This is a genomic window from Motilibacter aurantiacus (assembly GCF_011250645.1).
In the GTDB taxonomy this organism is placed as follows: domain Bacteria; phylum Actinomycetota; class Actinomycetes; order Motilibacterales; family Motilibacteraceae; genus Motilibacter_A; species Motilibacter_A aurantiacus.
This window is the reverse complement of sequence record NZ_JAANNO010000024.1, coordinates 1-19,962: the sequence shown is the minus strand read 5'-3', so window position 1 is coordinate 19,962 and position 19,962 is coordinate 1. Positions and strand designations below refer to the sequence as shown.

General features: G+C 72.5%; 16 protein-coding genes. 8 read left to right on the top strand and 8 right to left on the bottom strand.

Annotated features, from left to right (window positions below; all coding sequences use genetic code 11):
* Positions 1-316 precede the first annotated feature (316 nt).
* Positions 317-1,375, top strand: coding sequence for a glycine-rich protein (locus G9H72_RS20510; protein ID WP_166174672.1), 1,059 nt, complete (start codon positions 317-319; stop codon positions 1,373-1,375).
* 55 nt (positions 1,376-1,430) lie between these two features.
* Here the strand turns inward: G9H72_RS20510 and G9H72_RS20505 are convergent, their stop codons facing one another.
* The 6 genes from G9H72_RS20505 to G9H72_RS20480 form a co-directional block, all read right to left on the bottom strand.
* Positions 1,431-2,396, bottom strand: a complete 966-nt coding sequence (locus tag G9H72_RS20505; protein ID WP_166174670.1) for an ABC transporter permease — start codon at positions 2,394-2,396, stop codon at positions 1,431-1,433.
* A complete protein-coding gene (locus G9H72_RS20500) occupies positions 2,396-3,379 on the bottom strand; it encodes an ABC transporter permease (protein WP_331272472.1) in 984 nt (327 codons plus the stop codon). The genes G9H72_RS20505 and G9H72_RS20500 overlap by 1 nt, the downstream gene beginning before the upstream one ends.
* Positions 3,376-5,100, bottom strand: coding sequence for an ABC transporter substrate-binding protein (locus tag G9H72_RS20495; RefSeq protein WP_331272471.1), 1,725 nt, complete (start codon positions 5,098-5,100; stop codon positions 3,376-3,378). Before G9H72_RS20495 ends, G9H72_RS20500 begins: the two co-directional genes overlap by 4 nt.
* Positions 5,101-5,216: 116 nt before the next feature.
* Complete coding sequence (locus tag G9H72_RS20490; protein WP_166174668.1) at positions 5,217-8,198, bottom strand: AfsR/SARP family transcriptional regulator; 2,982 nt, start codon at positions 8,196-8,198, stop codon at positions 5,217-5,219.
* Between the two features lie 498 nt (positions 8,199-8,696).
* Positions 8,697-9,926, bottom strand: a complete 1,230-nt coding sequence (locus tag G9H72_RS20485; protein ID WP_166174666.1) for an MFS transporter — start codon at positions 9,924-9,926, stop codon at positions 8,697-8,699.
* Positions 9,923-11,380: an amidohydrolase family protein gene (locus tag G9H72_RS20480; protein ID WP_166174664.1), complete on the bottom strand. Its 1,458-nt coding sequence runs from the start codon at positions 11,378-11,380 to the stop codon at positions 9,923-9,925. Before G9H72_RS20480 ends, G9H72_RS20485 begins: the two co-directional genes overlap by 4 nt.
* Positions 11,381-11,469: 89 nt before the next feature.
* On the opposite strand from G9H72_RS20480, the gene G9H72_RS20475 reads away from it, so the two are divergent.
* The 4 genes from G9H72_RS20475 (at position 11,470) to G9H72_RS20465 (ending at position 14,140) form a co-directional block, all read left to right on the top strand.
* Positions 11,470-12,057, top strand: coding sequence for a TetR/AcrR family transcriptional regulator (locus tag G9H72_RS20475; protein WP_166174662.1), 588 nt, complete (start codon positions 11,470-11,472; stop codon positions 12,055-12,057).
* 262 nt (positions 12,058-12,319) lie between these two features.
* A complete protein-coding gene (locus G9H72_RS22110; protein ID WP_331272468.1) occupies positions 12,320-12,652 on the top strand; it encodes a sigma factor in 333 nt (110 codons plus the stop codon).
* The gene (locus G9H72_RS23550) at positions 12,552-12,857 is read left to right on the top strand and encodes an RNA polymerase sigma factor (RefSeq protein WP_407939618.1); all 306 of its coding nucleotides are present in this window, start codon (positions 12,552-12,554) and stop codon (positions 12,855-12,857) included. Before G9H72_RS22110 ends, G9H72_RS23550 begins: the two co-directional genes overlap by 101 nt.
* A gap of 158 nt (positions 12,858-13,015) precedes the next feature.
* Entirely contained in the window at positions 13,016-14,140 is a 1,125-nt protein-coding gene (locus G9H72_RS20465; protein WP_166174660.1) for a hypothetical protein, read from the top strand.
* Between the two features lie 657 nt (positions 14,141-14,797).
* On the opposite strand, the gene G9H72_RS20460 is transcribed toward G9H72_RS20465, so the two are convergent.
* Positions 14,798-15,610 carry an alpha/beta fold hydrolase gene (locus tag G9H72_RS20460; RefSeq protein ID WP_231127612.1) on the bottom strand — a complete coding sequence of 271 codons (813 nt, stop codon included), beginning with the start codon at positions 15,608-15,610 and terminating at the stop codon, positions 14,798-14,800.
* Positions 15,611-15,628: 18 nt separating this feature from the next.
* On the opposite strand from G9H72_RS20460, the gene G9H72_RS20455 reads away from it, so the two are divergent.
* Positions 15,629-16,624 carry a helix-turn-helix transcriptional regulator gene (locus G9H72_RS20455; RefSeq protein ID WP_166174658.1) on the top strand — a complete coding sequence of 332 codons (996 nt, stop codon included), beginning with the start codon at positions 15,629-15,631 and terminating at the stop codon, positions 16,622-16,624.
* Between the two features lie 203 nt (positions 16,625-16,827).
* On the opposite strand, the gene G9H72_RS20450 is transcribed toward G9H72_RS20455, so the two are convergent.
* Entirely contained in the window at positions 16,828-17,406 is a 579-nt protein-coding gene (locus G9H72_RS20450) for a hypothetical protein (protein WP_166174656.1), read from the bottom strand.
* A 773-nt stretch (positions 17,407-18,179) separates the two neighbouring features.
* Here G9H72_RS20450 and G9H72_RS20445 point away from each other — a divergent pair.
* On the top strand, positions 18,180-18,677 hold the full coding sequence (locus tag G9H72_RS20445) for an RNA polymerase sigma factor (RefSeq protein WP_166174654.1): 498 nt from the start codon (positions 18,180-18,182) through the stop codon (positions 18,675-18,677).
* A gap of 163 nt (positions 18,678-18,840) precedes the next feature.
* On the top strand, positions 18,841-19,584 hold the full coding sequence (locus tag G9H72_RS20440; RefSeq protein ID WP_166174652.1) for a hypothetical protein: 744 nt from the start codon (positions 18,841-18,843) through the stop codon (positions 19,582-19,584).
* Positions 19,585-19,962 lie beyond the last annotated feature (378 nt).

Here is a 19,962-nt window from a genome sequence, read left to right as displayed (position 1 = left end):
TCGGCGGCGGCTACAGCCCCACGGCCACGTTCAACCTGCGCACCAGGTAGTCCCGCCCCGCTCCACCGGCTGCCCCCGGCCAGCACAGGCCGGGGGCAGCCCACTTCTGCCATCTCTCCACCCAGACCCAGGCCTTGGAGGCCGTCGTGCGCTTCACCCGTTCCCTCGCCCTCGTCACCCTGCTCGGCACCGTGTCCGGGGCGGCCGCCGCAGGAGCCCCGGCCGCACAGGCCGCGGACAAGGCCTCCCGGCTGCACATGCGCATCACGAACTCGACAGGGGAGCCGCTCAAGCTGTTGAGCAAGTCCCATGACGGATGGGAGTCCACTGGCAGCAACAGCCGACCGACCTCGCGGCGGGCCAGGTCGAGACGATCGACGTCTACGCCGCCAGCGACCCCAGCATCGACGTGGTCTACCAGGGCGCCCGGTCCGGAGTGGTCTTCACACTCGACGGCTACGTCCCCGCAGTCGGGCCGAACGTTGCCAGGGGGTCGGCCACGCAGGGCCAGTACCGGGTGCTCACCAGGACCGAGGGCGGCTACAACCCGACGCACACCTACGACATCCAGTTCGGCAAGTCCTTCGCGTACTCCGGCCACACGGAGACGTTCACCATCCCCGCCGGCATCAGTGAGCTCGACGTGTCGGCCGTCGGCGGCGCCGGTGGCTATCCCCTCCTCACGGTGTCCGACGACGGGTGGAGCGGCCCGTCGACCCCTAGGCGATCGGTGGCGCCCGTGGGCGCGCAGGTCACCGGCGTGCTCCCGGTGAGCACCGGAGAGGTGCTGACCATCGCCGTGGGCGGCAACGGTCAGAGCGGCATCGACAAGACAGCGCACGGCGGCTGGAGCGTGGGCGGCTACGGGGGCGGCGAAGGCGCCGGCGGTGGCTCGAAGAACCCTGCGGCCGGCGGCGGTGGCGCGACCGTCATCACCGACTCCGGTGGCCGCGTGCTGCTCGTGGCCGGCGGCGGCGGCGGGTCGTACGGCACGCAGGGCCAGCCCGACCCGGCTCGCCTCATCGGCACCTGGTACCCCAACGGCGGACGCGGCGGTCCCAGCCCGGCGGGCCCGTACGCCGGCGAGTCCGGCACGGGCGCGGTGGACGACACCCCTGCCGCCGCGACCGGCGGGCAGGCCGGAGGCCTCCGGGACGCCGCCGTCGGCACCCACGGCATGGACGCCACCGCGTCCTCGGGTGGGGCTGGAGGTGGCGGCGCCACCGGTGGTGCCGCCGGCCCCCGCCCCGCCTCAGGCGGAGGCGCAGGGTCGTCCGCAGCGCCCGGCCTGTCCACCGCCTCGGTGGCAGCAGGCCCGGCCGCCGGATGGAACCACTACTCCCAGCTCGGAGGGGTCGAGATCACCCTGCACTGAGCGATGCCTGCCGTGTCCTGGACCGGTGACGGCTTCCCCCGCGTGTGCTGTCGGCTCACAGCCGCACCCGTGGGTCGAGCCAGGCCTGCAGCAGGTCGACGCCCGCATTGACCGTGACGACGAGGAGTGCGTAGAGCAGTACGCACCCGAGGATCACGGGCAGGTCGAGCTGCTGCAGCCCCTCGTAGGTCAGCCGCCCCACGCCGGGGAGGCCGAAGGCCACTTCGGTGAGCAGGGTGCCGCCGCCCAGCAACGCCCCGAGATCGAGCCCGACCTGGGGCAGGACCGGCCGCAGGGCGCCCCGGAGCGCATGTCGGGTGAGCAGCCGACCCGGAGGGACGCCGCGTGCCCGGGCGGCCGTGACGTGGGGCGCGCCCAAGGCGTCGCCCAGGGAGTTGCGCAGCAGGCGGGCCGAGATGCCCGCGTACGCAAGGCCCAGGACGGCCCAGGGGAGGGCCAGGTGCAGGAACCACTGGCCCGGCGCGGAGGTCAGCGGCACGTATCCCGGAGGTGGGAGCCAGGAGAAGCCGTTGCGCCGCAGGCTTCCTTGTGTCAGCAGCAGGGTGACGGCGCCCAGCCAGTAGACCGGGATGCTGAGCGCCACGACGGACGCGACGTTGAGCAGCGGGTCGAGGGCGCCTCCTCGGCGCACCGCGGACAGCATGCCCAGCGCGAGGGCGAGGAGCCACCAGACCGCCGTCGCCCCCAGCACCAGCGAGAGCGTGACCGGGACCGCCTTCGCGATCTGCGGTGCGACCAGCAGGCCGGGGCTCGCGTAGGAGGCCAGGTCCTGCTCGACGAGCAAGGAGTCCATCAGGTGGACGTAGCGCATCGGGAGCGGGTCGTCGAGGCCGAGGGCCTCGCGTACCTGTCGGAGGGTCTCCGGCGAAGCACCCCGTCCGGCGAACCGGGCGGCGGGGTCGACCCCGGGTGTCGCGAAGAAGAGCAGGAAGACCAGCACGCTCAGGCAGAACAGCACGAACCCCGCTGCCGCGGCCCGGCGCGCGAGGAAGGCGAGCATCAGCCGTGCTCGACGCGAGAGGCGACCGCCGGGCCCGGCCGGGACGGGTCAGCGGCATTCCTCGCCGCGTCGGCGAGCAGGTTCAGGCAGACGGCGGTCGAGACGATCAGCAGCCCGGGCGCGACCGTCACCGCCGGGCGCGTGTAGAGCAGGGCGAGCCCGTCGTTGAGGACGGTTCCCCAGCTCGCGCGCGGCGACTGCACCCCGACCGACAGGAACGACAGTGCCGCCTCGGCGAGCAGGCTCAGCGCGGCCAGGACGGGCAGGACGGCCACCAGCGACGGCAAGGCAGCCGGCAGCAGATGCCTCCGGAGGACGTGCAGGTGGGACGCCCCGAGCGCACGCGCGAGGCGTACGTAGTCCGTCTCCCGCACCGCTCGGGCCTGCGCGCGCAGGGGCAGTGCGACGTACGGGACGTAGCCCAGGGCGATGACGGCGACGGGCACGGCCAAGCTGCCGGCGCCCAGGTGCACGGGCCCGAGACGCGCCTCGCCGGCGAGCAGCACCACGGACAGCGAGACCGTCAGCAGGTAGACCGGGAACGCCCAGACGAGGTCGAGCGCTCGCGAGACGATCGCGTCCAGCGCGCCACCGACGTAGCCGGCGAGCAGCCCCAGTGGCACGGCGATCACCGCGCACAGGACGGTCGCGCCGGCTGCGATCCCCAGGCTGAGCCGCCCGCCGAAGAGCAGCCGGGCGGCGACGTCGCGCCCCTGCCCGTCAGCGCCCAGCAGGTAGTGGCGCGGGTCCCCCGTGGGCCCGATGGGGACGACCCCGAGGCCGAGGCCCTCCGTCATCGGCTGCAGGACGGGCACGACCTGCCCGTCGACGACGGTGCTGCCGCTGACGTTCGAGGCGAAGGCGTCGGTGTGTGCGACGTGCCCGGCGTACAGCGGCGCAGCGAGACAGGCGAGGACGATCACCGCGAGCACGACCGCGGCCGCCCAGGCAGTGCGCCGAGGGACCGTCGAAGCGCGGGTCACTGCACCCAGAGCTGGCTGAGGAGCAGCCGGGACTGACGGCTGAAGCGGTAGTTGCCGACGCGGGAGGACAGCACGTCCACGAGCTTCGGCGTGATGAGCGGGGCCACGGGCGCCGCGGACATCACTCTCCGGTCGATGCGCGCCCACTTCGCGTGGGCCGCCCCCGGGTCGCTCTGCTCGGCCCGCTTCGCCTCCGCCATGGCGGCGTCCGTCTCCGGGTCGCAGTAGCCGGAGACGTTGATGCTCGTGTTGCTGCCCGGCCGGAACGACGCACACGAGAAGAGCACGTCGAGGAAGTCCGATGCGGCGGGGTAGTCGGCGTACCAGCTCGTCAGGCTGACCTGGACCGCGTTGTCGGTGTTCTGGATGTACGTGGTCTGCAGGTCCGCCGACATCGGCTGCATCCGCGCGGCGAAGCCGAGGTCGGCCAGGACGCTGCGCACGTACTCCCCGATGGAGCGGCTGACCTCGTCGTCCGGGACCAGGAGCGTCACCGTGCGGCCCGTCGTGCCGGACGCGGCCACGAGCTCCCTGCCGCGGGCGAGGTCGGGGCCGGTCCAGGCCCGGGTACCGCCCGCGCTGTAGGCGCAGTGCTCCTCGTGGCCGGGGAAGCCGGGCGGCAGGATCGTGCAGACGGGCGACGCGACGTTGCTGCCGCCGTACAACTGCGCGACCGCGCCTCTGTCGACGGCGAGGTTGACGGCCTGCCGGACGCGGACGTCGTCGAAGGGGGCCAGTCGCGTGTTCATGGCCAGGTACCACATCGCCATCAGCGGGTTGACGCGCACGTTCTGCGCGAACTCGCTGCCCAGCTCGGGAAGCCGGTCGGCGGGCGGAGGGTCATAGCTCCAGTCGGCGTCCCCGTTCAGCACGGCGGTGATCCCCGCCTGGACGCTGAGCCCGAACGTGTAGTCGATGGCGTCGGGGTAGCCCTCGGGCTGGGCGTCCGCGGACCAGACCGAGAAGTGCGGGTTGCGGACGAGCTCGAGCTTCCGCCGGGGGTCGTAGGCAGAGAACGTGTACGGGCCGGTGGTCGGCAGCGGGGTGGTGCCCGCGTCGTGAGGTGGCGAGTCGGCAGGCAGGACGGACGCGTGCGGCACGGCCAGCTTCTGCGTGAACTGGCTGTCGGGCGCGACGAGGGTGATCGTGACCCTGCGCGTCGCCTCGTCGCCCGTGACCCCGGGTAGCTGGCAGGTGTCCGGCTTGCGCAGGCAGGCGTCCGCGCCGACGATGCCGGCGTAGAACGTGCCGGCGGTGGGGCTGGACACCGTGAAGATGCGTCGGAACGAGGCGACCACGTCCCGCGTCGTCACCGGCTCGCCGGTCGAGAACCTGATCCCGCGGCGCAGCTCGAAGGTGTAGGTGCGCCCGCCGTCGGCCACCGTCGGCATGGCGGTGGCGAGGTTCGGGACCACGTCCAGCGAGCCCTCGCCGTCGACCTTGCGGAACGCGAGCAGCCCGTCGTACGTCGCCGCGAAGAGCTGCCAGTACTGCGGCGTGTAGTTGACCTGCGGGTCCAGGGTTCCCGCTGCCGCCCGCGCGACGAGGCGGAGAGTGCCTCCGCGGTGCTCGGGCTGATGACCCTGCCCGCCGGCCTCCACGGGGGCAGGGGAGGCCCACGACGACTCGAGCTGCGGCGGCTCCCCGGTGCACGCGGGGAGCAGGAGCCCCACCGTGCCTGCCGCCAGCAGCAGGCGCGCGCGGCGTGGGAGGGCGGTCACGGGCACCACCCACGCTCTCGGCGTCGAGGGCCGGCTCGACCGCCGCCCCGGGTGCCCACACGCTACCGCCGACCCCGGCTGGCGAAGGTGCTCTCGACATGCCCCGAGGGCCCGGGTCAGCCGGAGGCCTCCAGCTCCGCGAGGCGCCGGGCGGTGCGGTCGCGCACGACCTGGTCGGTACGGTCCAGGTGGGTCCCGAGGGCGAGCAGCCGGTCGTCGGCCTGCGCGAGCAGCCGGCGGGCCTCGTCGGAGCGGCCCAGGGCCAGGGCGGTGGCCGCGGAGCCCGCCAGGCACTCGGCCACCCCGCGACCGTTGCCGAGCCGGCTGCACGCCGTCCCCGCCTCCTCGAAGAGCGCCCAGGCCTGCTCGGCCTCGCCCTGGGCGAGGGCCAGCTGGCCCAGGTTGTGCAGGCAGCCGGTGACGTACCACCGGTCGTCGAGGGCGGAGAACAACCGCAACGCCTCGCGGGTGCGCCTCGTGGCCACGCCGACGTCGCCGCGGGCCCGCGCGACCTCCCCGAGGTCGAGCCAGGCGATGGCCACCGCCCAGGTGTCCTCACGCTGCTGCGCGAGGTGGAGGGCTTCGGTGTGCAGGCTCTCGGCGCCCTCCAGGTCGCCGCCGGCGAGGGCGAGGTAGTGGGCCCGGTAGCGGAGCACCCAGGCCAGGTCGAGCCACGCGTCGAGACGACGGCAGATGCGCTCGGCCTCGTCGAGCAGCTGCTCGGCCGCTGCCGTGTCGTCCTCGCTCTCGCGTACGACGCGGGCCAGGTGCGGAAGCGCGCGGGCCAGGCCGGCGAGTCCGTCGGCGTCGTCCTCGCCCAACGAGCGGAACAGGTGCACGGCGCGCTCGAGGTCGTCGCGGGCCGACAGCCGGTCCCCGATGGCCATGGCCAGCAGGCCCGAGCCCTGCCGCGCACGGCCCTGCGCGACCGCCCAGCTGCGCCGGTCCGGGTGGTTCCCTGCGGCGTCGGCGGATGCGAGGGTCTCCAGGATCATCCGCCGTCCCTGGCGCAGGTAGCCACGTCGCCACCAGTAGCCGACCATGCCGAGGGCGAGCTCCAATGCACGCATTGCGCTTCCGCTGGAACGCAGGTGCTCGAGGGCGGCGTCGATGTTGGCCGTCTCCTCCTCCAGCCGGCGCAGCCAGGCCGCCTGCTCCGTCCCCAGCAGGCCTTTCGACGCGTCGGTGACGACCTTCGCGTAGTGCTCCGCGTGCCGCTGCCGCACGGGCTCCTCCTCGCCCGACCCCGCCAGCAGCTCCAGGGCGTACTCGCGCACCGACTCGTCGAAGGTGATGCGGGTCGTCCGGCCGTCGCGCTGCAGCCGCAGCAGGCTGTGGTCGACCAGCGTGGACACCGTCGCCAGCGCAGGCCGGCCGAGGACCGCCGTCGCGGCGGTGAGGTCACCCCCGCCGCGCAGCACGCCCAAGGCCGCCAGCGCGTCGCGGGCAGCCGGCGGCAGCAGGCCGACGCTCCAGGCCACGGTGGCGCGCAGGGTCCGCTGCCGCTCGGGAAGGTCCGCCGGCCCGTCGACGAGCACCTCCAGCGATGACTCGAGCTGGGCCAGCAGGTCGCCGGGCGCCAGCACGGCGAGCCATGGGGCGGCCAGCTCCAGGGAGAGCGGTGAGCCGCCCAGCCGCCGGCACAGGGCGGCAAAGGACACAGGGTCGTCGATGACGTACGCGGGGTCGACCGCGCGGGTCCGCTGCAGCAGCAGCTCCGCCGACGGCGCCCGGTCCCCGGACAGGACGTCGTCGCCCTCGGGAAGCTCCAGCGGTGGCACGGGCCAGCGCTGCTCGCCCTGGACGCGGAGGGGGACGCGGCTGGTGGCCACCACCGCGACGGATGGGCAAGCGGTCAGCAGCTCGACGATCGAGTTTCCGCAGGACACGACCTGCTCGAGGTTGTCCAGCAGCAGCAGCGCCCTCGCAGTGCGCAGGTGCTCCACCAGCAGCGCGGGCACGGCCCCGCCCTCCTCGGGCGCGAGGCCGAGAGCACGCGCCACCGTGGGCAGCACCAGGAGCGGGTCGACGACCGCGGAGAGGTCCACCCACCAGACGCCGTCGGGAAAGGCGTCGCCCGCGGCCGCCCCCAAAGCCAGCGCCAGCCTCGTCTTCCCCGCGCCACCCGGGCCGACCAGCGTGAGCAGCGGCGTCGAGCCGCCGCGTACCAGGCCGGCGAGCTCGTCGACGGCGCCGTCGCGGCCGAGGAGCTGGGTCAATCGGCGCGGCAGCGACGGCGCGGGGCCGAGGGCGTCGCGTGTCGCCGAGGCCGACGTCGGCGTCGACGCCGACGCGGGGGGAGCGGGCGGTGCGAGCCTGGGGTCCTGCCGCAGGATCGCGGTCTCGAGCTGCGCCAGCTCGGGCGCGGCGTCGATGCCGAGCTCGTCGGCGAGCAGCTCTCGGACGGCCCGCAGCACCTCCAGCGCCTCGGCCTGGCGCCCGGAACGTACGAGCGCCAGCGCCTGCAGCACCCGGAGCCGCTCGCGGTACGGGTTGGCGGCGGCGTCGACCTCCAGGTCAGCGGCGACGCGCTGAGCGTCCCCCAACGCGATCCGCGCCACCGCCTGCAGCTCGCGCGCCGCCAGGGCGAGCTCCTGCAGCCGTGCACGCTCAGGGGCGGCGGCGTCGGCCAGCTCGAGGTACGGCTCGCCTCGCCACAGCGCGAGCGCGTCGTCGAGCAGCCCGGCGGCGTCCCGGGCGGCCTGCGGGTCGACCTGCGGGATAGCGGCCGCGGCGCCCGGCCCGAGCCGGGCCTGCGCGCGCCGGACGCTCTCCTGGAAGCGGGCGCTGTCGAGCGCCTCGGGTGGGACGTCGAGCAGGTAGCCACCGCCGACCGTACGGATCACCGTTGGCGTCGCGCCGCGCCCGCGGACGGGCTCGAGGGCCTTGCGCAGCCCACTGAGGTAGGTCTGCAGAGTGTGCTGGGCCCGATCCGGCGCGTCGTCGCCCCACAGCAGGTCGATGAGCGCGTCCGCCGAGACCAGGTGGCCGCGGTGCAGGGCCAGGGCGCAGAGCAGGGCGCGCTGCTTGCGGACCCCGAGCGAGATCGGGCCGTCGCGGCCGACCGCCTCGACGTTGCCCAGCACGTTCACCCGCACGCACGAACTCTAGTGAGGCCGGCTGGGCAGACCTCCGGTTATGAGCCGATGCCTCCACCGTGCTGGTGCGCGGCGCTGCCGCAGAGGCCGCCTCATGTGCGTGATGGCCGATGTGTCTCCGGTGGGTCCCGATCAGTATCTGAGAGCAGTGGAGGATTCGGGCTTCCCACGCCTCCCGGCCACGGCAAGGCGTCACCGGGCGTGCACCATCGCTGATGGAGCGGGCACGGGTGTCCCGGTGCGACCCACGCGCTGCCGGGAGTGCGCCCGGCTCGACCGACTGCATCCGACCGCGATTGTCGGGCGCTCGGACGCTGCGTCCGGTCACAGTGGACACCGGAGGAGGCCCCGTGATCGCAGCACTCAACCGTCTCGTCGACCTCGTCGAGGAGCACCTGGATACGCCGACACCAGGGCACTCGTTCCGGAAGCGGGTTCGGGGGCCGGTCCGCGAGCGTCACTGTGAGCACCCGCAGTGGTCCGAGGGCGACGAGATGATCAGGTCGCGTCGGCTGTCGCTCGTGGCCCGACAACTCTTCTGAGTCCCAGCGCCGCAAGCACGGCACCCGCGGCGAGCATGGCGACGCCTGACATTCCTCCGGCGTCGTACACCGCGGTCGCGCAGAGCGCCCCGAGCGCTCCGCCGGTGAAGGCGGCCGCCATGAAGGCGATGTTCGCGCTGGCGCGGTCGGTGGGGTTCTCGGCGAAGAACCGCACCTGGTGGGCGACCTGTGCCCACAGGGCGCCGAGGGTCATCACGAAGACCCCAGCTACCACGGCAACGGGCGACCATGCCGAGAGCGCTACAGCGCAGGCACCCACGCACGTCATGCCCAGTGCGGCCACGAGAAGCCGGAGAGGGGTGACCCTGCTCAGCAGCGAGCCGCCCAGTGGGGTGAGACCTGCCGCCACGACGCCGGCCGCGCCGAGACCGGTGGCCTCGAGCTCTGACCAGCCGAGTGCGACGAGGTGCACTCCGGCCGTCGTCCAGACGGCGTTCAGCGCGAAGAAGCCACCGGCCTGCATGACCATCGACTGGCGGAGCACGGGCCTGGTCGCGGCCACGCGTGGCATTGAAGCGATGGTTGATGAGTAGGGGGAGCGGGTGGACGGCGCCGCACTGGGGAGGACCCGCCAACACGCGGCGCCGAGCACCAGGACGGCGCCGGCGAAGGCCCATGGCACGGCGCGCCAGCCCCATGCCTGCGCGAGCGTCCCTGCCACCAGTCGGCTGCCGAAGATGCCCAGGCCGATGCCGGCGGTCAGTGCTGCCAGGAGCCTGCGCACCCCTGCCTGATCGGTCAGCAGGGGAACGAGCGGCACGAGCAGTTGCGGGGTCACCGAGGCCAGCCCCACCAGCAGGAACATCACGGCGAGGAGGCCCACCCCCGGGCTGGCTGCCGCCAGCCCCAGCGTCACCATGCTGGCGCCCATGACCGAGGCGAGCAGGAGCCGCGGTCGCACAAGCCCGATGAGCGGCACGAGCAGGACGATCCCGACGGCGTAGCCGAGTTGCGCGAGCGTGGCAGCCACACCGATCTCGCTCACTGTGGCCCCCAAGTCCTCGGCCATCCGAGACAGCAGAGCCTGGGGCAGGTAGACGCCACTGATCGTGACGGCGCAGACCGCCGCGAGCAGCGACGATGCGGACCGGGGCAGCGCGGGCGGGGCGGCGTCCGACGACGTGGTCGTGCCGCCCCCGCACCTCCTCAGGCCAGCTCCGCTCATGCCGGGGAGGCGTCGAGGGCGGGTGCGTTCGCCACCATCGTCCGAGCCAGCTGCAGGAGGAGGTCCTCGGGCCGGGGAGGCAGCAGCCCGCCCCGGGCCGCGATCACGGGCTCGAGGCGCGCCCAGGCCGCGACGACCAGGTCGCGGGCGCGATGGTCGGCGCCATCGCTCATCCGCCCGGACTCCTTGCGCACCTGGCCGTCGACGAGCACGGTCTCGACGTCGGAGGGGCGGGTGTGCAGGACGTAGGTCGCGATCGGATCAACGACGGGACTGTGGTGCAGTGCGTCCTGACGGACGATGAGGAGATCGGCCTGCTTCCCGACCTCGATGGAGCCGACCCGGTCACCCATGCCCAGAGCCCGCGCGCCGCCGAGGGTGGCGACGTGGAGGACTTCGACGAGGCTCACCGGCCGACCCGAGAGGCTTAGCAGCCCGGACTCCTGCAGTCCCGGCTCCTGTTCCTGCACCGTCGCCAGTCGGAGCGCGAGCAGCATGCATCGGAAGGGATCGGCAGGGTTGTTCGCCTGGATGTCGGTCCCCAGGCCGACCTCCACGCCGAGCCGGCGCGCCCGGTTCCAGACGGGGAAGCCCATGCCCATCTGCGACTCCGTCTCCGGCGTGGAGGAGACGGCGGCACCGGCGTCGGAGAGCATTCTCAGCTCGTCGTCGGAGGCGGCGGTGACGTGCGAGTAGACCTGGTTAGGTCCCAGTAGGCGGGCACGGTGCAGCCACTCGATCTCCGCGGGCAGGCCCGGACCCGGCACGGAACGCGCGTGAACGGTCAGCCCGAGCCCGAGCTCGGCGGCGAGCGCGTACTCCTGCACGGTCTGGGCCCACGGCACGGAGGCGAGGTCGTTGGCTGCGACGCCCACCATCACCCGCTGTCGGACAGAGAAGGGCTGTGCCTCGTTCAGCGATGCGAGGAGGTCCCGGCGGTCCTGCTGGCCGGCGGAGCTGGGAGCCTGCGGGTCGGATGTGGTGAGCCCGAGCATCCACCGAGCCCGAATGCCGGAGTCCCCGACGGCGCGGAGTCCCTCCTCTGCGTGCTCGCGGGAGTTCGCCGCGTGCATGTGGTCCAGTGTGGTCGTGATGCCCGCATCCAGAGCGGCTACCGCTGCGGCGTAGCTGCCGGCGTAGACGTCCTCAGGAGTGTGCGCAGCGGTGTGGTGGAAGCGCATGCCCCACAGGAAGTCGATGATCGACCACTCGGAGGCCGCTCCGCGCATCGTCGTCTCCCACAGGTGGTGGTGCGTGTCGACGAACCCCGGCGCGACCAGCCTGCCCCGGGCGGAGAGCACCCGAGCACCCGCGGGGATGGCCAGCCCAGTGCCCACGGCCGCGATCCGGCTGTCCTGGACAAGCACGTCTGCCCGGCGGATGTCGGCCTCCAGCGGGTCGCCGACCAGGACCAGCCCGCCCTCGATTAGTACCGCTCCGTCTGCTGCGCCCATCGACATCTCCAATGTAAGAGGCTCTTGCACGGGAGAGGCTATGCGAGGATGTAAGAGACTTCAACACCCAGTAGGACGGAGTGCTGCGCATGCCCAAGAGCTCCTACCACCACGGCGACTTGCGCAGCGCGCTGCTCGAGGTGACGGCGCAACTCGTGCGGGAGAAGGGGGCGCGCGGCTTCAGCGTCTCGGAGGCGGCTCGTCGGGTGGGCGTCTCCATCGGTGCGCCCTACCGGCACTTCGACGATCGCGAGGCGATGCTGGCTGCGGTCGCGACGAGGGGGTTCACCGAGCTGCAGGAGGCGCTCGACAGCGTCGCTGATCCCGGTGATCCGGTTGCGAGAACGGTCGCACTTGCGGAGGCCTATGTCGGCTTCGCGCTTGCGGACACCGCGCGTTTCGAGGTGATGTTCGCCGCGAGCATCGACAAGGACCGACACCCGGAGCTGCTCGAGGGCGCGGTCCGGGTGCAGGCTCGTCTCGAGAACGCGCTCCGCGAGCTCGTGGGCCATGACCCTGCAGGGCTGGTCCGCCGTGCCGCAGAGCTCTGGTCGATCGCGCACGGTGTCGCCGCGCTCCTGGTGGAGAACCGTCTCGCGCACGTGGTCGGCCCCACAGGGGAGAACACGGTTGTGGCCGGCGCTGTGCGAGCGTGGGCGACGGGGCTCGCTGCCTAAGCCCGCTCGGTGCCGTGGATGTATGCGCGTGCGGCTCGCGGATTGAGCTGGTCGTCGGTCTGCGGCGCGTGCCGTAGGCGAAGGAAAGCTCGTGGAGCGATTCGCAGCTGCTGACGGTCGGTAACAGGCTGCGGGCCGGCCAGGCGATCGCCGCGTTCGGAGGGCGGCATGACCGTGAAACGCTCCTGAGCGCGACCTCTGCTCGTGGCTGGTCCTTGTGGGTGATGCAACCGGCGGACAGGCGGTGTTCGTATGGGTGGTCGTGAGCGAGTCCGAGCGCGCTGTCGACGCCGCCTCATCAGCCGGGTTCTCGGCGTTCTACGCCGCCACGGCACCGCGGATGGTGCAGCACCTGTTCCTGCTCACGGGCGACCTGTCGCGGGCTCAGGAGTGCGTGCAGGACGCGTACGCCCAGGCCTGGCGTCGGTGGCCGCATCTGCAGGACGGGGACCCGGCGGCATGGGTCCGGCGGGTGGGGTGGCGGCTCGCCGTCAGTGATTGGCGGAGGCGCGCGGCGTTCTGGCGCGCTCTGGCCCGTCACGGCGTGCCGGCCGACGCCCCCCGGCCCCTCGGAGGAGGCGGTAGCCGTTCGTGACGCCTTGGCGGTGTTGCCCCGCACGCAGCGTGAGGCGCTGGTCCTGCACTACTTCGCGGACCTGTCCGTGCAGCAGATCGCGGACATGCTCGACGTGCCGACTGGAACGGTCAAGGCACGGCTGGCCCGCGGCCGCAGGGCGCTCACACCTCTCTTGACTGACTCGCCCCTCCCGACGGAAGGCTCTACATGCGCGACGAGCTGACGAGGGCCGCGTCCCGTCTGCGGGACGAGGACTGGAAACCCCTCACGCCCCCGGCGGAGGCCGTCCTGCAGCGCGCCCGCAGCGCACCTCGGGAACGCAGACGGGCCGGCGGGTTGCGGTGGGCGGTTCCGGCGACCGTCGCCGCCCTGCTCGCGGCCGTGACCGGAGTCGGGGTCCTTGCGACGGTCACCGAGCCCGCGGACACCGCGGGCGGCGGACGGGGCAGCGCGGGCGGCGTGCAGGACGTGACGTTCGCCGCGGTGACGCTGCGCGTCCCGGAGGGCTGGGTCGTCGACCCAGTGGCTCCGAAGTCCCCGGATGGCCGGTTCCAGGTCCCGGAGTGGGCAGAGGCCGCCTGCGTCCACCCGCCCGGCACAGGCGGGGACAGCGCGTGTGCCGGAGGCGTGCTGATCCAGAGGGCCACCGCTACCGGCAAGCACGTCGAGCTCAGCGTGAGCGCCGGCCTGGTCTGCCGTGACCTCGCGCCGGCCAAGCGCGGCTGGGGCTTCTTTGACGGGGACTCGGCCAGGACTGAGCTCGACGGTCGGCCAGCTAGCCGTAGCGGGTTCACCTGCATCCGGCCCGGGGCCTCCCGGATCGGTAACGACGGGAGGCCGCTGGACCCCGCTGATGCGTACGCCGAGTACGAGACGTGGACAGTGGTGAACGCACAACTCCTGCTGCAGGCCGACGCACGAGCCCCCGAGGCGGTCAGGGCCGCTGCTTCCGCTCGGATCGGCGAAGGCGGCGGCCCCACCACAAAGCGGCTGGACGCACAGGGCCACGGCGTGACCTTCGCCGTCCCGCTCGACTGGTTCGACTGGACAACCGGAGCAATGTGCCTCTACAGCCCAGGCGCGGAGCTCACCTGCCCCGTCAACGGCATCACCGTCCGTGGGGCGGCGTGGTTCACCGGCGAGGGCACATCCGCGGCCAGCACCGGCGGGCCGGTGACGCCCGCGCCCGACAGCGCCCTCGGCTACATCCCCACCGACGCCAAGGTCAAAGCCGACATCCCCGCCGCGTGCGGACGAGCCACCAGGACGAGCAACACCAACGCCGAGAACCCCCGGCGCCAGCTCCTCGAGTCCGGTAAGCGCGATCTCGGTGGAGAGCAGGCCGAGTACCGCGAGTGGCTGGCCGAGTGCCCGGACGGCACCACGTTCACTTGGCGGCGCTGGTGGTTCCCACAGCGCCTCACCATGCTCGACTCCTACGACACGACCGGCGGGCTCGACCCAGCAGCTATAGACGAGATCGTCGGCACCATCTCGTGGGCCTGACGGCCGGTCCGCCGGCGCCCAGCAAGCAGCCTCACTGAGCAGTCCTGCGCTCCGGTCCGCGGCATGAGCGAGCGCTTGACCTCCGCCACACGAGCTTGGCTGCATTAGGACGTCGATGCTGTAGGCGTCAGGCGACACCTCAGCGGGACAGGGAGATTGATGGCTATCTCTGTGCCGCTGAGGTCGGCGAGGACGAGCCGGCCGGACAGGGGTGCTTTGAGGACGACTGTGACGCCGTCCGCGCAGTGGTCCCGGTTGCTGCCCTGCGGCACGAGGCCCACGACCTCGAGCCGGACGTCCTCGTCGGTCTCCTTCGCGGTCACGTCGTACGGCTGGCCGTTGCAGTTGGCGAGGCCAAGAAGCAGTGTTCGACCGTCCGGCTGCAGACTTACTTGACGAATCGTGACTCGTTCGCGCTTGCTCCCGGTTCCGTCTGCGCATCCAGCTACCCGAGGGCCGCGACGCCCAGTGCCAGGGCGAGAGCGCGGGCGTCTCGCCTTCTCTGGAGACTTCGCCCCGTACCAGTCTTGCAGCATCGCCCCCGCTCGCAGGACCGGACGGAGCGGCGAGAATGGGGACGCAGGACACGCGCGGTCGGATGAGCGTGCGCCTTGGGCCCGAAAGCCCACTGCGCGCGGAGCACCTCGGCGCGAGCGCCTAGCAGCTGACCGACTGCAGCACCTTGGCGAGTTCCACCGGTCGGCTCACCATTGGCCAGTGCCACGTCGGCAGCTCGATGTACGTCCAGTCGCCGTCGACCATGTGCGCGAACATCGGCACGGAGGGCGCCATCTGCCGCACTTGCTGGAGGCTGAAGCTGCACAGCACGCCCGTCCGCGGCAGGCGCTCCCAGGCGCCGGTGAGTGCGACCGGCTGGGTGGCGGTGCGCCAGGGCTGCGGCTGCGAGCCTTCGACCAGCGCGGCCACGGCATCGTCGTCGACCTCGGACGCCTCGGCGGCGAGCACGGCCCAGGGCGGCGGTGGGAGCTTCCAGCCCTCGCCGAGTGTCATGACGAGATCCTGGTTGGCCGCCCGCGCGTCGGGTCCCTCGAAGTCGGCCTGCGCCATGCCGTCCGGCAGGGGACCCGAATCGATGTAGACCAGGCGGGCCACACGCTCAGGCACGCGGTCTGCCGCACCCGTCGTCACGAGGGCGCCGTAGCTGTGGCCGACGAGCACGACGTCGTGCAAGTCGTGCTGCTCGAGCAGGTGCACGACGTCGTCGATGTGGGTCGTCAGGTCGGTCTCCGGCGAGGCGAGGTGTGCGCGCTTGCCCATGCCGGGGAGGTCGACGGCGTGTACGACGTGGCCGCGTGCGCTCAGCGAGTCTGCGACGTGGCGCCAGACCGAGGCGCCGAGCCAGAAGCCGGGGACGAGGACGTAGGTGGTGGTTTTCATGACCTCGACGCTAGGGTGGTTTGTGGACAGTTTCCGCCCGGTATTGGCGCTGGGTATCGCCGTCCTCGCCAAGCAGCACCAAGGAGAGCCGTGACCCGCCCCACCGCACGCGTGCTGGCGATGCTGGAGCTGCTTCAGGCGGGCGGGCAGTGCACGGTCGGCGATCTTGCGGCTCGGCTCGGGGTCGACGAGCGGACTGTCCGGCGCTACGCCGAGCACCTTGCCGACCTCGGGGTTCCGGTCCAGGCGCAGCGGGGCAGGTACGGCGGCTACCGGCTCTCGCCCGGCTACAAGCTGCCGCCACTGATGCTCACCGACGATGAGGCCGTCGCCGTCGTCCTGGGCCTGCGGGCCGCGGAACGCGCGGGGCTCGCCACCACCGACCACGCGGCGACGGCGAGCGCGCTGGCCAAGGTGTCGCGTGTGCTGCCGCGGCCCCTGAGTCAGCGGCTCGACAGCCTGCTGTCGACCGCGCACTTCACGACCCCGGCGCGCGCCAGCTCTCCCGCCGGCGCCGACACGCTGCTCGATCTCGCCTGGGCAGCGCAAGCGCGGCGCACCGTCGTGATCGCCTACACCGCCTGGGGCGGGCAGGAGTCGCAGCGGGAGGTCGACGTCTACGGCCTGGTCTTCCACTCCGGTCGGTGGTACGCCACCGGACACGATCACGGCCGTGACGATGTGCGGACGTTCCGTTTGGACCGAATCGCTTCAGTCAGGCAGGGCGACGGCTCCTACGTCGTGCCAGCCGACTTCGACGCGGCGATGCAGGTCGTGTCCGGCATCGCGGCGGTCGGGTGGTCGCACGAGGTCGCCGTCGTGCTGCGGACCACCCTCGCGGAAGCGGGCCAGCGACTGCCTCCGAGCGTGGGACGGCTGAGCGAGCACCTCGACGGCGTGCTCCTCGAGACGCGCGCCGAGCACCTTGACGGCATGGCCTGCATGCTGGCGGGGCTTGGCTGGGACTTCGAGGTGATCACCCCCGACGTCCTGCGCGACGAGGTCCTCGCCCTATGCGACCGCCTCCGGGTCAGCGCGGTGCGTGGCGCCGTCGCCGGCACCACGGCTGGTCCGCAGATTCCGTGAGCGACACCGCCCGGCCGCACATTCCCAGCTCGTCACTGCGACGCCGCGTCCGGAGACCGGCACGGGCGGGCGACAGGCCACGCCCGGCCTGCGGCACGAGCGGCCGGCCCGCGCCCTGACCGCGGCATGAGCGTGAGGCCGGCGTTGCTGCTGTTGTCGGCTCGATGGTCGGAGAGCCTTGGCTATGGCGCCTGAGGGTCGGTTCAGGCTGGGCCGACGGCGCGGGTGAGCCGTCGGGTCGCTGCGGCGAACTCGGCGGCGGGCGAGTCTGGGGAGCCGGCCACGATATGGGTGACCACGTTGCGCCCGACGGGGACGACAGCTGCGTACCCGACGACCTGGCGGCCGGACTGCAGGCGAAGGGCCACTGCCCCCTTGGGCATGCCCTTCAGTGTCGCCTTGACCACGTGGTCGCCCTTGCAGCGTGCCTTCCGCCAAGAGGTGGCGGCGTTGGCGACGTCGCGGGCGGTGCGGAAGCTGAACGCGGAGGCCATCGTCATCTTGTCCTCGGTCGCTGCGCCCGTGACGGCCGCGGCGTAGAGCCCGCGAGGCATCTTGAGCGCGCACAGATCGGCGACGCCGCCGAACTCGGCCTCGGGGTCGTTGGACGGGACTGCGTGCACCGCGGGCATGCCCGCGGGAGTCGCCTTGGCGGCGAGCAGCCTCTTTGACAAGCTGGCCTCGGACAAGGGGGCAGCGCCCGCTGCGACGGTCAGAGGTGCAGCCGTCACCTCGGCTGCGCCGGTGAGCGCCATCGCCATCAGGACGAGGACTGCCGTCATCTGTCGGACGTGCGTCAGCACGGTCTTCCTCGCCATCCTCGCGCCAGGTCTGCCCGGGCAGCGTGCCGGAGGGAAGCTTCGCCCCCGGCGACAACGAGCCAAGGAACGGTGAACAGCTCATGAGCCGACGATGCGCACGTCTGGCAACAGGAGGCGCGCGGGCACGCGGGACGAGCATGCGCCGGCGTGCCGACGCAGGACAGGGCGACGCACAAGGTCGCGGGCCGCGGTCGAGGGCTCGGGAGCGGGACGCCTCGCGCTCGACGAGGACGGGATACCCGACCGGCCGCGCCGTCCTCCTCGCCCAGCTGGCGACGGTGTACGGCTGAACCAGCACACGACGCGCTGCGGGTCGCCCCGCTCGGCCGTCGACGGCCAGGCAGCCCGGCGGATATCGGCAGGACGGCAGGTGGCAGGTCAGAGACGGCTTCCCAGCCGGACGGTCGCGAGCTGATGAACGCGCCAGAGCGCTCGAGTCTGGCACCGCCCGCGCCGCGGCATGAGCGTGCGAGTTCGCGTGCGTCACGTCTCTGCATGATTGTGCAGCCCAGAGACAGGGTCGGCTCGCTGCGCGAACGGGGCGGGGCGCGCACAGCTGTTGCCCGAATGCCGATCCTCGACCGGGAGCCTCTCGGACGCGCCCGTGAGCGGACGGGGGCATGTTCGGCGTATCGAGGGGCGCCGTGAGATCCCGCGCGACCTTGCGGCCTCGGGCCGCGTCTACTTGACGTGACCATTCGAGCGACGCAGCCTCCGGCAGGCTGGCGGGCGACGTGACCGAAGCAGAGTTCGAGCAGCTGTACGCGGCCTGCGCGCCGCGGCTCGTGCGCGCTGTCTATGCCGTGACCGGGGACATGAACGAGGCCCAGGACGTCGTCAACGAGGCCTTCATGCGGGCCTGGGCCGCGCGGCGCAGCCTGGGGCGCGTCGATCAGCCCGAGGCGTGGCTGCGCACTGTTGCAGTGCGGCTCGCTGTGAGCCGCTGGCGCCGCACCCGCACGGCGGCAGCTGCATGGCTGCGCAAGGACATCGCTGAGGCGGTGCCCGAGGTGTCGCCGGACAGCGTCGCACTGGTGGCCGCGCTGCGCCAGCTACCCGACACGCAACGGGTGGCGGTCGTCCTGCACTACTTCTACGACCTGCCTCTTGCACGGATCGCCACCGAGACGAACAGCTCGCTAAGCGCCGTGAAGTCCCGCTTGTCCCGCGCCAGGACCACGCTCGCCGTGTTGCTCGCCGACCCCGCACCCCAGGAGCCCTCCCGTGCCTGACCCCGATCTGACAACCGCCTTCCACCGCCTCGACGAGGAGCTGGCCCGTGCCCGGGCCGCACACCCGGCCGCAATCTCGCCCCTGGTCCGGGCCCGGGCCCGCCGACAGCGACGGCTCGCCGCTACGGGCGGAGGACTCGCGGTCGCGAGCATCGTGGCCGGAGTGAGCGTCACCACCGGCGCTGCGCCGCAGGGAGGCGGCACCTCGCAGTCTGAGCTGAGCGCCGGCGCCTCGACCCCGCAGACGCCGCTGCCTGTGCCCACCGCATGCGCGGACCCGACGTCGTATGACATTCCGGCGACCGAACCTGACCGCGTGCTGCAGTTGAGCGCCGGCACCGGCGCTCTCAGCGCACTGCAGCTGACCCCCGCCGACCTCGGCGCTGGCTGGGCCGAAGCCCCCACAGGCACCCTGATCGGCGCGCTGCCCGGCTTTCCCAACTCCGGCAGCTACGCCGACGTCGACGCCCGGTCCCTGCGTACGGACCAGAACGCCGCCTCCGCCAGCTGGACGATCCACCAGACAACCGTGCAGATGAAGCCCGGCCAGGGCTCCGCGAGCTGGCAGGAGGTCACGGACCGGCTGCTCTGCACCACGCCCGAACACGCGGTGCGCGTGCTCGACGCCGGCGAACACGCGGGCGCGCGGTGGCTCGTTGTGCGCCACACCTTGCCCACCAAGGTGACTCGTGACCGCGGCAACACCCTTCCTGACGGCCCTGCCGTCACTCAGTGGCGGGTGATCGTCAACCAGGGGGACCTCCTCACCATCGTCGACGTCGACCGGTGGGGCGGCGGGGAGTTCATCAACTCGGAGCTTCCCACCCCCTGGGCGCAGGCGCTCGCAAGAGCCACTGTCGCTCGCCTGACCGGACAAGCGCCCAACCCGATGCCCACCCTTCAGTAGCGACCACTGGAAGCCGGCCCTTTCAGCAGCAAGGGGCGGCACTGCAAGCCTGGTGGGGTGTGGTCGTTCACCATCCCGGAAGGGGAACGGCCTACAGTGACGCCACATGTCAGGGACAGGCCGGGGTGCTTTCGACGGCCTGCCATCGGTTTGCTCCGTCCGGCGAACAATCCCGCTCGGGTGCCTTCTGCGGATGCGGCCGTCACCGGCTATCGCGCACTCGGGCTGAACGTGTAGCGGGTGGCGTAGAGCCTCCGTCCACCGGTGCCCGTATGTTCATCCGCCGCAGACGTTGCCGATCATCAGCACGACCGGGCGAGGCGCACGCGCCGCGACGGCGGCATGTGAGTGCGTGTGGGCGGGCGTGAGGAGCGTCTG

Coding starts and splice junctions, on each gene's coding strand:
- G9H72_RS20510 (WP_166174672.1), top strand. CDS start 317: ATGGGAGTCCACTGGCAGCAACAGCCGACCGACCTCGCGGCGGGCCAG.
- G9H72_RS20485 (WP_166174666.1), bottom strand. CDS start 9,926: ATGAGCGGAGCTGGCCTGAGGAGGTGCGGGGGCGGCACGACCACGTCG.
- G9H72_RS20480 (WP_166174664.1), bottom strand. CDS start 11,380: ATGGGCGCAGCAGACGGAGCGGTACTAATCGAGGGCGGGCTGGTCCTG.
- G9H72_RS20450 (WP_166174656.1), bottom strand. CDS start 17,406: ATGACGGCAGTCCTCGTCCTGATGGCGATGGCGCTCACCGGCGCAGCC.
- G9H72_RS20475 (WP_166174662.1), top strand. CDS start 11,470: ATGCCCAAGAGCTCCTACCACCACGGCGACTTGCGCAGCGCGCTGCTC.
- G9H72_RS20505 (WP_166174670.1), bottom strand. CDS start 2,396: ATGCTCGCCTTCCTCGCGCGCCGGGCCGCGGCAGCGGGGTTCGTGCTG.